The 14,095-nt window shown below is 41.3% G+C and carries 13 protein-coding genes; 5 read left to right on the forward strand and 8 right to left on the reverse strand.

Annotated elements, in window-relative coordinates:
* Positions 1-419: 419 nt before the first annotated feature.
* Positions 420-782, reverse strand: coding sequence for a hypothetical protein (locus PQ478_RS03005; protein WP_012957558.1), 363 nt, complete (start codon positions 780-782; stop codon positions 420-422).
* Between the two features lie 134 nt (positions 783-916).
* Here PQ478_RS03005 and rlmD point away from each other — a divergent pair, with 134 nt between their 5' ends.
* Both rlmD and PQ478_RS03015 read left to right on the forward strand, forming a co-directional pair.
* The gene (gene rlmD / locus PQ478_RS03010) at positions 917-2,332 is read left to right on the forward strand and encodes a 23S rRNA (uracil(1939)-C(5))-methyltransferase RlmD (protein WP_289235794.1); all 1,416 of its coding nucleotides are present in this window, start codon (positions 917-919) and stop codon (positions 2,330-2,332) included.
* A 129-nt stretch (positions 2,333-2,461) separates the two neighbouring features.
* Positions 2,462-4,864: a penicillin acylase family protein gene (locus tag PQ478_RS03015; RefSeq protein WP_289235795.1), complete on the forward strand. Its 2,403-nt coding sequence runs from the start codon at positions 2,462-2,464 to the stop codon at positions 4,862-4,864.
* A 47-nt stretch (positions 4,865-4,911) separates the two neighbouring features.
* Here the strand turns inward: PQ478_RS03015 and PQ478_RS03020 are convergent, their stop codons facing one another.
* Complete coding sequence (locus tag PQ478_RS03020; RefSeq protein ID WP_289235796.1) at positions 4,912-5,175, reverse strand: hypothetical protein; 264 nt, start codon at positions 5,173-5,175, stop codon at positions 4,912-4,914.
* Between the two features lie 170 nt (positions 5,176-5,345).
* Here PQ478_RS03020 and PQ478_RS03025 point away from each other — a divergent pair, with 170 nt between their 5' ends.
* On the forward strand, positions 5,346-6,248 hold the full coding sequence (locus tag PQ478_RS03025) for an aldo/keto reductase (RefSeq protein WP_289235797.1): 903 nt from the start codon (positions 5,346-5,348) through the stop codon (positions 6,246-6,248).
* A gap of 77 nt (positions 6,249-6,325) precedes the next feature.
* Here PQ478_RS03025 and PQ478_RS03030 read toward each other — a convergent pair whose 3' ends face one another.
* Complete coding sequence (locus PQ478_RS03030) at positions 6,326-7,081, reverse strand: (S)-benzoin forming benzil reductase (protein WP_289235798.1); 756 nt, start codon at positions 7,079-7,081, stop codon at positions 6,326-6,328.
* 161 nt (positions 7,082-7,242) lie between these two features.
* Here PQ478_RS03030 and PQ478_RS03035 point away from each other — a divergent pair, with 161 nt between their 5' ends.
* A complete protein-coding gene (locus PQ478_RS03035) occupies positions 7,243-8,901 on the forward strand; it encodes a M20/M25/M40 family metallo-hydrolase (protein WP_289235799.1) in 1,659 nt (552 codons plus the stop codon).
* 386 nt (positions 8,902-9,287) lie between these two features.
* On the opposite strand, the gene PQ478_RS03040 is transcribed toward PQ478_RS03035, so the two are convergent.
* The 3 genes from PQ478_RS03040 to PQ478_RS03050 all read right to left on the reverse strand — a co-directional run bounded on the left by PQ478_RS03040 (position 9,288) and on the right by PQ478_RS03050 (position 11,570).
* Positions 9,288-10,010, reverse strand: coding sequence for an amino acid ABC transporter ATP-binding protein (locus PQ478_RS03040; protein ID WP_289235800.1), 723 nt, complete (start codon positions 10,008-10,010; stop codon positions 9,288-9,290).
* Complete coding sequence (locus tag PQ478_RS03045; RefSeq protein ID WP_075684189.1) at positions 10,010-10,639, reverse strand: amino acid ABC transporter permease; 630 nt, start codon at positions 10,637-10,639, stop codon at positions 10,010-10,012. The genes PQ478_RS03040 and PQ478_RS03045 overlap by 1 nt, the downstream gene beginning before the upstream one ends.
* A gap of 127 nt (positions 10,640-10,766) precedes the next feature.
* The gene (locus PQ478_RS03050) at positions 10,767-11,570 is read right to left on the reverse strand and encodes a glutamine ABC transporter substrate-binding protein (RefSeq protein WP_289235801.1); all 804 of its coding nucleotides are present in this window, start codon (positions 11,568-11,570) and stop codon (positions 10,767-10,769) included.
* 309 nt (positions 11,571-11,879) lie between these two features.
* On the opposite strand from PQ478_RS03050, the gene PQ478_RS03055 reads away from it, so the two are divergent.
* Positions 11,880-12,176, forward strand: coding sequence for a hypothetical protein (locus tag PQ478_RS03055; protein WP_022629899.1), 297 nt, complete (start codon positions 11,880-11,882; stop codon positions 12,174-12,176).
* A 66-nt stretch (positions 12,177-12,242) separates the two neighbouring features.
* On the opposite strand, the gene PQ478_RS03060 is transcribed toward PQ478_RS03055, so the two are convergent.
* On the reverse strand, positions 12,243-12,632 hold the full coding sequence (locus PQ478_RS03060; protein ID WP_012957572.1) for an ectoine synthase: 390 nt from the start codon (positions 12,630-12,632) through the stop codon (positions 12,243-12,245).
* Between the two features lie 89 nt (positions 12,633-12,721).
* On the reverse strand, positions 12,722-14,005 hold the full coding sequence (ectB, locus tag PQ478_RS03065; RefSeq protein WP_289235802.1) for a diaminobutyrate--2-oxoglutarate transaminase: 1,284 nt from the start codon (positions 14,003-14,005) through the stop codon (positions 12,722-12,724).
* Positions 14,006-14,095 lie beyond the last annotated feature (90 nt).

The following is a 14,095-nucleotide window of genomic DNA, read 5'->3' on the forward strand; positions in this document are numbered from 1 at the left end:
CTGGTTTGGCATGCGGAAATATTAGGGGGAGCGATATGAAGATGTTCTTTGTCTTCATTCGATGCACCGTTATTTCCCGCAGAACAAGGAGCTGAAGCTGGACAAAGAAAAGCGGATTGATTCGTTTAGATAGGAGGAGGCTGGAGGTTTGCCGATAAGAAGCGTTTTTTGCTTCGTTTGGCAAAGTGAAGGCACCGATAATCTGAATCAAGGAGCTGGACAATAAGAAAAGCGGAGGCGACTGGTTTGGCATGCGGAAATATTAGGGGGAGCGATATGAAGATGTTCTTTGTCTTCATTCGATGCACCGTTATTTCCCGCAGGACAAGGAGCAGCAGCTAGACAATAAGAAAAGCGGATCTTTCTAGCATGAGAAAAAATCAACGCACAAAAAATCCCCGTCATTGACGGGGATTTTATTAACTGACAAGACTTTCTTGTCCGATAGCTGAAGCGATAGTTTCTAAAGTTGATACATCCGTCACGTCAAATGCTATTGGCTGACGGCTGCGAACGATCATCATTCCTGTTTCTTCTCCTGCTGCATTTTTAATTGGGAATTTTAATTCTCCGTTACATTCCCATTTTAGGTCGTCTTCTAAGCAGGAAGCGGCTACAAGCTTGTGATTTAAGTTTTCATACATATAGATCCCTACCCAATCGATATATGGAACTTGTTCAACAAGGCTTTCCACCGTTTTATTAAAAATCGATTGAAGACTCGCACGCTTGTACACGTGAGCCATGATTTGTAAGGATGCAACATCTGTTGGTATAGACACGAACAATCTCTCCTCCACTAAGTGTTTCCTTAACTTATTCTAACAGAGATGAAACAGGAGCGACCTAGTAAGTTTAGGAAGAATGTACGATACATGCTATAATAGGAGCCGGAAATGAGGACGGAGTTGATAAAATGAAACAGCCATATAAACGAAATACAAAAGCCCGTGATGAAAAGCAGTCTGTTGAGTTAAAAGTGGGCCAGAAAATTCCTTTAACCATCAAGCGCCTTGGCATTAACGGGGAAGGAGTCGGCTATTTTAAACGTAAGGTTGTCTTTGTACCAGGAGCATTACCAGGTGAGGAAATAGTCGGCGAAGTGACAAAGGCAGGTGCTAGGTTCACAGAAGCTAAGATTTCGAAGATCAGAAAGAAATCTAAGGAACGAATTGAGCCACCTTGCCCGATCTATGATCAATGCGGCGGCTGTCAGCTGCAGCATATGGAATATCAGGCTACGCTTGTAAGCAAGCAAGATATTATCAGACAAGCTTTTGAACGTCATACAAAGCTTAATATGGAGAAGCAGGTTATTCAGCCGACAATTGGCATGGAAGACCCTTGGTACTACCGAAATAAAAGCCAGCTGCAAGTTGCTAAAAAGGGCGGTCGTGTCATTGCTGGACTTTATGCGATGAATTCCCATAAGGTAATCGATTTATCAGCCTGTATGGTGCAGCATAAAGCAACAAATAAAGTAACGAGAGTAATGAAACAGATTTTATCTGATTTAAACGTCTCTATTTATGATGAGCGCAAGCATACAGGGCTTATTCGCACAATCGTTACCCGTGTTGGATTTGAAACAGGTCATGTACAGGTCGTATTAGTGACGAATGAAAAGGAAATTCCAAGACAGAATGTATTGATTGAAGAGATTAAGAAGCGCCTTCCTGAAGTGAATTCGCTTATGCAGAATATTAACGGCAACAAGACGTCGCTTATTTTTGGAGAAGAAACCGTCCACCTAGATGGGGAAGAAGTAATTGAAGAGAAACTTGGAGATATTTCATTTGAATTGTCAGCGAGAGCGTTCTTTCAATTGAACCCTATTCAAACCGTTAAACTATATAATGAAGCAAAGCGTGCAGCGAAGTTAACCGGGACGGAAAAAGTGGTTGACGCGTATTGCGGAGTTGGGACAATCGGCTTATGGCTTGCTGATGGGGCAGAAGAAGTTCGAGGCATGGATGTGATTGAAGCTTCTATTATCGACGCAAGAGTGAATGCCGATAAGCATGGTTATGATCATTTTACGTACGAGGTAGGAACGGCTGAAGAATGGCTGCCTAAGTGGGTGAAAGAAGGATGGAAGCCAGATGTGGTCGTAGTAGACCCACCAAGAACAGGCTGTGACGAGACGTTGCTTCGTACTATTACGGGTGTTAAACCCAAAAGAGTGGTCTATGTATCCTGTAATCCGTCTACTCTTGCCAAAGATGTTGAGTACTTGAGAACAAAAGGATATAAGGTAGATAATATTCAGCCAGTCGACATGTTTCCATGGACGGCGCAGGTTGAGAGTGTTACGGTGTTATCAAAATCATAATCAATAGCAGCCAGGATCATATATTCCTGGCTGCTATTTTATTTCCTGATAAAAAAGTCCTGTTAGGAAAAAGGATTATCGTGTTCTGACTGGGAATAAGTATGTATAAACGAATAAAGGGGGATTCCATTGGCGATTCAGACGGGGGTTGGGGATCAAGCGGTTAGGACAAAGAAAAAATGGCCTAAAATTGTAGGAATTACAGCAGCTGTATTGTTCATTGTACTCATTGGGGCGGGGAGCTGGTTATACATGCAGGTTGTTAAGCCGCTCCCGACAATCGAGGGGGAGGTCACTCTAGAAGCTCTTGATATGCCGGTATCTGTATGGCGAGACGAGATGGGGGTTCCTCATATTGAAGCTGAAAATGAGAAGGATCTCTATATTGCTCAAGGATATGTGACAGCTCAAGATAGATTATTTCAAATGGACTTAAGCCGTAGACAAGCTTCAGGTATGTTAAGTGAAGTGATAGGTGAAGCGGCTCTTGATACGGATAAATTTTTTCGCTCATTTGGCTTAAGAAGGGCAGCAGAGGCATCAGCAGAATTATATTCAGATGAAGCGAAAGAGGTGCTTAGCGCCTATGCGATCGGTGTTAATGCATTTATTCGTGAAGCGAAAGAAAAGGGTACCATGCCAATTGAGTTTCGAATCTTAGGTTATGAACCGGAGGAATGGTCAGAGACAGATTCTTTAACAATCGGAAAATATATGGCGTTTGATTTAGGGGGACATTGGGAAGGCCAAGCATTTAGATATTATTTAGCGCAAAAATTTTCAGAGGATGAAGCACTTGAATTGTTTCCTAGCTATCCTGACGATGGGGCGCTCGTCATTGAGGAGTTAAAAGCACATAAGCTTGAGTTAACCGATCGTTTTCTCGCAGCTGTCATTCCCGATCCTTTTAACGGGAGTAATAACTGGGTTCTAAGCGGAGATAAGACCGAGACGGGGATGCCGATTCTAGCTGATGATCCACATTTAGGATTAGCGACACCAGCCATTTGGTATGAAACTCACCTGCAGTCACCTGAACAAAATGTGACTGGCGTTATTTTTGCAGGGGTTCCAGGCATTATTTTAGGTCATAACGAAATTATTGCTTGGGGCGTTACAAACGTAGGTCCTGATGTGCAGGATCTTTATATCGAAAGAAGGCATGATGAGAACGCTTACTTATTTGAGTATATGGGAGAGTGGGAGGAAGCAACGGTATATGATGAGCTGATTAAAGTAAAAGACGAGGAAGATGTTCATTATGAAGTCGTTGAAACAAGACATGGCCCGATCATTTCAGAATTCGCCTATGATGACGATGATGAATATGCCCTTGCCCTAAGGTGGACAGCTCATCTCCCATCACCTGAATTAGAGGCTGTGTTGAAGTTTAATAAAGCAACTGATTGGGACAGCTTTAGCGAGGCACTTGAATCCTTTCATACACCGGCACAAAATTTTGTCTTTGCAGATGTTAACGGGACGATTGCTTATCGTGCAAACGGCTTAATTCCTATCCGCTCTAAAGGAGACAGCTTAATTCCTGTGCCTGGCTGGACTGGGGAGTATGAATGGGAAGGCTTTATCCCATGGGAGGAGCTGCCGACTGTGGTTAATCCTGAACAAGGATTTATTGCAACGGCCAACAATAAGATTGTAAATGATGATTACCCATATCATATCACTCACACATGGGCTCAGCCGTTTAGACAGCAGCGAATATATGATGTGCTTGGAAGCGGAGATACATTTACGACAGAAGATATGAAACTGCTGCAGAATGATATTCATAATTTACAAGCAGAAGAAATGCTCCCAATATTATTAAATAGTGTAGAAGATTCTGCAGAGTTAAGGGATGAAGATCAACAGGCATTAAAACTTCTTCGCGAGTGGGATTTTAAAGACCATAAAGATTTAGGGGCGCCGCTCATTTTTCATTTATGGATGCAGCAAATTTCTGATGAGCTCTTTAAAGATCGAATTGATGAATCAATGATGGAGCTTTTTGATAATCGTGCTGGTGCAGTAGATGAATTAATCAGGCGAGCAGACCGCGGAGAGAGAAGTGAATGGATCGAAGCACAAGGCGGAATTGATCAGTTGTTGTTGACATCCTTACAAGAGACAACGAATCGAATTGTTCGGCTGCAAGGTCGTGATGCAAATGATTGGAATTGGGGAGAGTTTCATTCGGTCGCATTTGCTCATCCGCTCTCTAGTGTAGCTCCTCTTCATCTATTATTTAATAGCGAGCCCACGCCAATGAGCGGAAGTCGCGTCACGGTGATGGCGGCAAGTTGGAATGCTGAAACCGGAAATGTTACAAATGGTGCAGGCTGGAGAGGGGTTATGGATCTTTCAGATTTATCTAGAAGTGAGCATGTAGTTGGCCCTGGTCAATCAGGTCATGTCAGAAGCCCTTGGTACCACAACCAAATAAAAGATTGGACACAAGCAGGCTATCACAAAACATTGCTCAACCCTGAAGAATACCAAACCAAAAGTAAGCATTTGATGCTGACACCATAGCAAAAAAATCCTCTATGCCATATGCAGCATAGAGGATTTTTTATTAGCTAAGCATCTGCTTGAATCACATTTTGCTGTTTGTTTAACTCTTCAGCCTGTCTGTAAGCATCGACCATACCCCAAATCCACATAATAGGATAAGTGATAAAACCGATAACGACGAAACAAAGCAGCGCATTAATAAATTGAATAAACATAAATAAGAGCCCTTTACCGATTTGTCCATTGTAAATCTGCCCAAGTCCACACCAGAGTGCGCTTAATACAGCCGCCAGTCCAGCGTTTTTAAGAGGTTGAACAGGTTGTGACATCTTATCGCCTCATTTCTAAGTTGAATAGATTTTTTTGAAAAGGCACTACATCATTATGTATGTTACGGAGCGGATAGATATTCATGCTTGTGGCGTACAAAGGAGAAATCATTTTCTAAGTAGGGTAAACACGATATAATGAGGCAATAAAAGAAATGGAGGTGTTAGTAATGGAGCGTATCCAACTAACAGAAGACCTGTCATTTTCCCGCTTTGTACATGGGTTATGGCGTTTATCAGATTGGAATTATACAAAACAAGAGACTCTCTCTTTAATTAACGAAGCAATAGAAACAGGCATTACAACGTTTGACCATGCTGATATTTATGGGAGCTACACATGTGAGGAACGTTTTGGAGAAGCTTTAGCTCTCATGCCATCAATCCGCGAGAAAATGGAGATTGTTACAAAATGTGGCATTGTACTGGAGTCTGAAAATCGTCCAGAGCATCGTTCCCACCATTATATTACGTCAAAAAAACATATTATTCAGTCGGCAGAAAGATCCCTGGCCAATTTACATACGGACTATATTGATGTCTTACTTATTCATCGTCCTGACCCAATGATGGACCCTAGTGAAGTTGCTCGTGCATTCACTCAGCTAAAGAAAGAAGGGAAAGTAAGAGCATTCGGAGTATCTAACTTCAAGGATCATCAGTTGTCGATGCTGCAATCATATCTAGATGAAAAACTGGTAACAAATCAAATTGAAGTTTCTCCTTATGAACTTGAAAATATTCATGATGGGACACTGAATGTTTGTCTGCGTGAGCGCATAGCTCCTATGGCTTGGTCACCTCTTGCAGGAGGGAAGCTATTTACAGGAGAAGATGATAAGAGTATTAGACTGCGAGAATCATTAACAAAGATCCAACAAGAGACAGGGGCAGCCTCTATGGATCAAGTCGCTTATGCATGGCTGTTGAAGCACCCAGCAAAGATCATGCCGATCATTGGATCAGGAAATATCGAACGGATTCAAGGGGCAGCTGCAGCGGCAGAGATTGAACTGAACTTAGATCAATGGTTTGAGATTTTGCACAGTTCAATGGGCCATGAAGTACCTTAAGTTTTCGTCTGTTAAATTAAGAATGCGTCACTTCAAATATAGAGGATCAGTCCGTAATAGAGACTGATCCTTCTTTATTATAGATAATCTTGAACCGCTACTACTTCTCCATTAGGAAAAGAATCAGTCTCTAACAGCTGAACGACCACCTCAGCCACCTGTTTCGGTGAAAGGAGCTTTCCTTCTTCTTTATAGTTCTGGAATGTTTCAACGTTAATAAAATCTTTTTTTGCTGAAGAACGGATTTCTGCTTGCATGTCGGTGTCCATAATTCCTGGATAGAACGAAAGCACTTTGACTGGATGCTCTGTCTTTTCTTGATCAAGCGCTGCCCCTTGACTAAATAAGTCTAACCCAGCCTTAGAACTTCCATAGCTGCTCCATCCAAAGATAGGTCGCTTAGCTGCCCCTGAGGACACATTAATCACTCGTTTTTCACAATGAAGTGATGCAGTCATCTTGCAAAACGATGAAATCATCAGCATCGGTGCTACTAAATTTACATGCTGGCTTTTGATGATCTCTTCGGCTTCACATCTTTCTATCGGCTTAATAGGAGCAACAATGCCAGCGTTGTTAACAAGATGGATGCTCTTAGCACTCTTTTTATCGATACGATGAAATACTTCTTCCATTAAATTTTCCACTTTCTCTATATCCGCAAGATCAAATTGAATAGGTGTGAACTTTCCGCCTCTATCTTCAACTAATGCTTGAAGCTCTTGATTCTCTCCTCGTGCAATACTAATAATATGAGTATCTTCTTTGGCAAATGATTTCACAATCTCTTCTCCTAAACCTCTTGTCCCGCCTGTGATAATTAAGTAATTCATTCTTATCCTCTCCTCCATTAACTTTTCATTATTTTACCATAGGGTTTGCAGTTAATTAAAAAGGATACATAGGAAAGATTGAATAGTTATGATATTCTGACATAAAGACATGTGAAAAGCTAATGTAGATTGACATGCAAGCTTTGAAATGAGGTGGTGCGATGAATCGGAATATGAAAGGGAATATGAAAGGTAATTGGAATTCAACAGAGAAGCTCATTCATTTACTTGGAGAGCTTACTGCAGTAGAAAGTGTCGTGGGAACGTCTAAAGAAGTAGAAATGGGAGAGAAGATAGAAGAGCTTGTAAACCAAATTGAATACTTCAAAGCACATCCAGAGGCTGTTTGCAGAATTCCTATTAAGGATGACCATTGGAATCGTTTTAGCGTAACAGCAGTTTATGAAGGCAATCCAAATGATTCGTCGGCTTACGTTCTATTAAGTCATTTTGATGTGGTAGGGGTGGATGATTTCGGTCAATATAAAGATCTAGCCTTTGATCACCACAGATATACGAAGCAATTAGAGCAGCTGGAAGATCTCACAGAAGATGCAGCAACAGACTTAGCAACTGGAGAATGGCTTTTTGGACGTGGAGTAATGGATATGAAAGCCGGTCTAGCAGTCCAGCTGGCCGTTATGAGTGATGCGATTGAGAATCGGAAACCAATTAATCTTATTTTGCTTGCAACTCCAGATGAAGAAAGAAACTCAGAAGGAATGCTTGCGGCTGTTGAGTGGTTAGCTGAGCTGAAGCAAACAAAAGGATATGATCAAATGGTCGGGATTTGTTCAGAGCCTAGCTTCACGAGCTTTCCTGGGGATCAATCTAAATATGTCTATACTGGCTCAGTTGGTAAAATGCTGCCGCTTGTTTGTGCGGTTGGACTTGAGACGCATGTTGGTGAACCGCTTGCTGGAGTGAATGCATCTTGGATGATCTCAGAGGTAGTTTCTGAGATGGAGTTATCTGACCGTTTTTATGAACAAAGCGGGGAGGAGATCGTTCCCCCGCCAACCGTGCTGCGTCTTGCTGATTTGAAGTATGAGTACAATGTGCAAACTCCTACATTTGCCTATGCAACATTTAATATTTTGACCTATACGAAAACCGTACAGGATGTACTAAATGAAGTGAACGAGGTTGTATCTGAGTCTGCGGATAAAATTAATCAAAGACTAAGCGGCCGTTATCAAACGTATAAAGTGAAGCGTCAGCACCCTGCTGTTTCTGTTTATACGTACGGAGAACTTAAAGAGAGAGGAACAGCTTTATACGGTGAATCTTTCACAGGTCAATTAGAGAGCATTTCAAAGCGTGTATATCAAAATGGAGGTGACACACGAGATGTCACCATTGCCCTTGCAAAAGAAGTTGGAGACTATTTTGTTGACCTTGCGCCTTTCTATTTAGTCATGCTCGCGCCGCCATTTTATCCTTCGGTAAGATTAGAAGAGAAAAATGCGGATGAAGCAGCATTGCTTTATGAGGTAGGAGAGCTGCAAAAGTGGACAGAAGAAACATTTGGAGAGAACATTAGCAGAATGCATTATTTCCCGGGCCTGTCTGATGTTAGCTATGGGAAAATGGATAAGGACTTAAAAGTTAAACAAACCCTTGAGCGAGAAATGCCTGCCTTATCAAATGGATATGATTTGCCGATCACCGCCATACAGAGTTTACAAATGGCTACTGTGAATATTGGGCCGTATGGAAAAGATGCACATAAACGTACGGAGCGGCTGCACCTGCCGTTTTTTACAGATGTTACTCCGTATATGTTAATGCGCTTTATTGATCAAATGATAAAGAAGTAAGAAGAGAGAGCGATCAGCTGGACATTAGGCTCAAATTGTATAATTTCAGGCAGTTAATGCATCAGTCAAAGAGCTTATTGCGTGGGTGTTTGTAGTTATTGCGTGAGTTGAAGAGTTAATTGCGTCGATCTCATGTAATTGCGTCTATTCTGCCGTGATATACTTCAGGGATAAGCTGAATTGCTGTATTTTCGCTGACTATTGCGTCAATCATATTGAAAGGAGCTGCCCGCTGGGACAGCTCCATTATTTTTTCTCAGCTTTTCCTACTGTCTAGCTTCATTGGCTAGGTCATCGTCGGCTTCACTTTGCCAAACGAAGCAAAAAGCGCTTCTCATTGTCAAAGCTCCAGCCTCCTTAGACCTAAACAGCCAATTCAGCTTTTCCTACAACACCTTGCTTAGAAATGATTTTAGTCTTGGGTGTTTGGGGTCTTCGAATATTTGGGTTGGTTCTCCTTCTTCCATGAAAATTCCTTCATCAATGAAGAAGACTCGGTCGCTGACTTCTTTGGCGAAGCCCATTTCGTGAGTGACAACTACCATTGTCATGCCTTCTTCTGCAAGCTCTTTCATAACCTCAAGCACTTCTCCAACAAGTTCTGGATCGAGTGCAGAGGTAGGTTCATCGAATAACATAATTTTTGGGTTCATCGCTAGGGCGCGGGCAATCGCTACTCGCTGTTTTTGCCCCCCAGACAGGCTGTTTGGATAGACGTTGGCTTTTTCTCCTAGTCCAACTTTGTCTAATAAAGGCTTAGCTGCGCGCTCTGCTTCAGCTTTTGAGAGGCCTTTTACTTTGATAGGCGCAAGGGTTACATTATCAAGCACCGACATATGTGGGAAAAGATTAAAGTGCTGAAACACCATACCTACTCTAGAGCGAACATCGTTAATGTTTACTTTTGGATCGATTAAATTGCTGCCATCAACGATAACATCGCCTGAGGTAACGTCTTCTAATAAATTTAAACAACGTAAGAACGTACTTTTACCAGAACCTGAAGGGCCAATGACACAGACCACTTCTTTTTCATGAATTTCTGTAGTGATCCCTTTCAATACTTCTGTTTCTCCAAATGATTTACGTAGATCTTTTACTTGAATCATCAGCGGTCCAACCTCCGTTCAACTCGACGTAAAAACACACTCGCTGGAATGGTAATCATTAAATAGAGCACACATACCATTAAATACGGTTCAAAATATGTAAATGTTGCTGAGGCATATTGTCGGCCTTGGTATAATAATTCTCCCACTGCGATAACAGAGAAGAGGGATGTATCTTTTAAACTGATAATAAATTGATTTCCAAGCGGTGGAATCATTCGTCTTAACGCCTGGGGCCAAATAATATAGCGCATCGTTTGAGAAGAGGATAATCCAAGAGAGCGTCCTGCTTCCCGCTGGCCTTTTTCAATGGACTCAACAGAACCACGCACAATTTCTGCAATATATGCTCCGGCATTTAAAGCGATCGCAATAATAGAGGCAGTAACTTTATCTAGTGTAATCCCGAGCAAATCCGGAAAACCGAAATAGATAAATAAAATTTGCACTAGGATGGGAGTGCCTCGAATAACCTCAACATACACCGTAGCAAGTCCATAAATAAATTTGTTTTTAGATACTCTGGCAAGTCCTATAAAGGCTCCGATGACAAAACCGATTGCAACACCAACTAGAGTGATGAGCAATGTTAATTGGAGTCCTTTAAGCAAGTAAGGAAGGACATTCATATAATGAGGACTGATGAATGCGAATGTAGTCAACGTTCTCACCTCAATTTAATTTTTTTCAGCTATTATTTGATAGATTAGAAGAAAAATGGCGTGACACGCAGTTGTCACGCCACTTCGATCTTACTTACATTCCATCAGGACGCTCGCCGAACCATTTTTCATATAGCTCAGCATAAGTTCCGTTTTCTTTTAATGTCGTTAAGGCTTCATCTGCAATATCACGAAGCTCTGAACCTTTAGGGAAAGCAATCCCATATTCTTCACCAGTCAGCGCCTCACCAACTGTTTTTAACTGGCCTCCGCCTTCTGTTGATGCATAATACTGAACGTTTGGAATGTCATAGATTACAGCATCAGCACGCCCCTGAATAACATTCTGGTATGCTTCTGTAATTTGAGGAAATGCTTCTGGCGTTCCTCCTGTATTTTCACGGATGTACGTTTCACTTGTAGAGCCTGTACGAGTGGCTACTACTTTTCCGTCTAAGTCATCTACAGAGTTGATTTCATCATTGTCCGCATGAACGGCAACAATTAAACCGGCATCATAGTATGGCTGAGAGAAGTCGATGTTCTCTTTACGCTCTTCTGTAATGGTCATACCTGCAATCCCAATATCAAAGCGTCCAGAACCAATTCCTGCTACGATTCCATCAAACTCCATCGCTTCAAATTCAATATCAAAACCTGCTTCTTCTGCAATAGCTGTCATTAGATCAATGTCAAACCCAACAAGTTCCCCAGTCTCTTCATCTAAAAACTCAAAAGGGACATAGGCATTATCTGTTGCTACAACGTAAGATTCTCTTTCTCCGTCTTCAGCCGCTGCACCGTTATCAGCCTCACTGCTCGTGTCCTCTGAGCCACATGCAGTAGCTACAAGGAGCAGCCCGCCAAATACTACTGATTTCCAATAACTTTTCTTCATCAAATTCCCCCTTTTTATTTAGAAGAGCCATATGTAAATAATTCAAGGACTCTACATTACAGAATTATAACATAAAATAAAATTTTCTGAAAATAATATGTGAACTTATAGTAGAATATGGGAGTGAACTGATTCCCTTAATAAAAAGCAAAGATAGAAAACAATCATTCTCTTTTCAAGAGGGGAAAAGAGCTGGTATATTTAATAATGTGAAAAAGTATGGTTTATTTATACATAACCGGGGAAGGGGTAAAGGGATAGTTCTGTTTGTTTGATTTAAGATAATCGTAGTGAAAAGGGGGAGCTGTTATGAATGTATATAAAGCTCATATTGTTCATCCACATACTCAAATTCCTCTAATTGCTTATTTTAATGAGCGAGATGGCTATGTAACATTTGAAAAAGATGAAGCAGTATTAAATATTCTTTATGAATTAAAAAATGATCTCGAACAAGACAAATACTTTCAAGTAAATCTAGAACAGGCGTCTAATATCTGTCTTACCCAATACCCAGTAGAAGACCTATCTGAAGCCGTGCTTTTTGTAACTAAATTAGGGTTAAGTGCAGACGATGTTGAGTTCAAGCAAATGATCCTTCATTAGACAGAAAAAGAGGCTGGGACAATCAATTAAACACTTTTGTCCCAGCCATTTTTGTGCTTCTATCATTTATTCGTCATCAACTACTGGATATACACCATTTTCATCATGTGTTTCTTTTCCTGTAATAGGAGGGTTGAATACACATACCATGCGCATATCTGTCTTTGCACGAAGAAGGTGTTCATCATTTTCATCTAACGCATAGATCTCATCTTTTTTGATCGGCCAAACTTTATTATCTTTAAGCGTTTCTACTTCTCCTTCACCTTCAATGCAGTAGACCGCTTCTAGGTGGTTTTGATACCAAATATGAGTTTCTGTACCTGCTTTAATAACCGTATCATGGACAGAATACCCCATGCCATCTTTCTTTAATAGCAGACGGCGGCTCGTCCAATTTTCACCTTTTACTTCTTGATCTGATCCGATAATGTCTTTAAGAGCTACTACTTTCATGTTTGATTACCTCCGAATTTAGTATGATTATCGTGTTGAAATAATAAGAGAAGAGGGAGCAGCCAGGACTCCCTCATAATAGTGCGTCCTTAGTTAGCAACTGGCTCAGCTGCTTCAAGAGCTGTTTTAACACTTGCTTCAATGATTTCAAAGCCAGCCTCAAGGCCTGCATCATCAATAATTAATGGTGGGAAGAGCTTGAATACCTCATCTTTTGGTCCGGATGTTTCCATAATTAAACCGCGATTAAATGCTTCCGCAGCAATTTTTTCAGACAACCCTTCCACAACAGATGCAATACCGACCATATAGCCGCGTCCACGTACTTCGCCTTTTACTTCAGGGTACTTCTCTACAATACTTTCTAAGAACGAGTAAATACGCTCAGAACGCTTTTGAATGTTGTGTTCAAATTCAGGATCCTTCCAGAATTCTAATGCCGCAGTTGCTGTGATGAATGCATGGTTATTTCCGCGGAAGGTACCATTATGTTCACCTGGTGCCCAGATGTCTAAGTCTGGACGAATAAGAGTGATAGCAAGAGGTAGACCATAACCGCCGATTGATTTAGACATACATACGATATCTGGTTTAATTCCTGCTTTCTCAAAACTGAAGAACGTACCTGTACGGCCGACACCAGCTTGAACATCGTCGACAATGAGTAAAATGCCCCAACGCTTACAAATCGCTTCGATTCGTTGTAACCACTCGAAACTTGCAGCATTAATACCGCCTTCACCTTGGACTGTCTCGAGAATCATCGCAGCAGGAATGTCAACTCCACTGCCGCCATCCTCTAGGAAGCGTTCGAGATACTCCAGAGTGTCGAGGCCTTCGTTTACAAAGCTGTCGTATGGCATTGTTACTACATTTTGTAATGGTATTCCTGCACCTTTACGTTTAAAGGCGTTACCAGTTACGGAAAGTGAACCAATCGTCATGCCGTGGAAACCGTTAGTGAAACTAATAATATCTGTGCGGCCGGTTACCTTACGAGCAAGCTTTAAAGCACTCTCAACTGTATTCGTACCAGTCGGTCCTGGGAACATGACTTTGTACTCTAAATTGCGTGGTTTTAATATGACTTCATTGAATGTCTCAAGGAATTCAGCTTTCGGCTGTGTAGCCATATCAAGAGAGTGGGTAATACCATCACTCATAATATAATTAACCAGCTTTTCTTTCATGCTGTCTTCATTGTGTCCGTAATTAAGGGCACCGGCACCAGAGAAGAAATCTAAATATTCTTTTCCAGATTCATCCCACATTTTGTACCCTTTTGCTTTAGTGAAGACCGTTGGAAAACTACGGCAATAACTTCTTACCTCAGATTCTAATTGAGCGAATATATTCATATCAGTTTGTTTCATCGTTACTTTCTCCTCCTTCATATACTTACTACCTTACTAGGTATGGGTATTTTGTTGATTCGCAGATTATCACGTGAAACATATCAATAA

This window comes from Alkalihalophilus pseudofirmus (assembly GCF_029094545.1).
GTDB lineage: Bacteria > Bacillota > Bacilli > Bacillales > Bacillaceae_D > Alkalihalophilus > Alkalihalophilus pseudofirmus.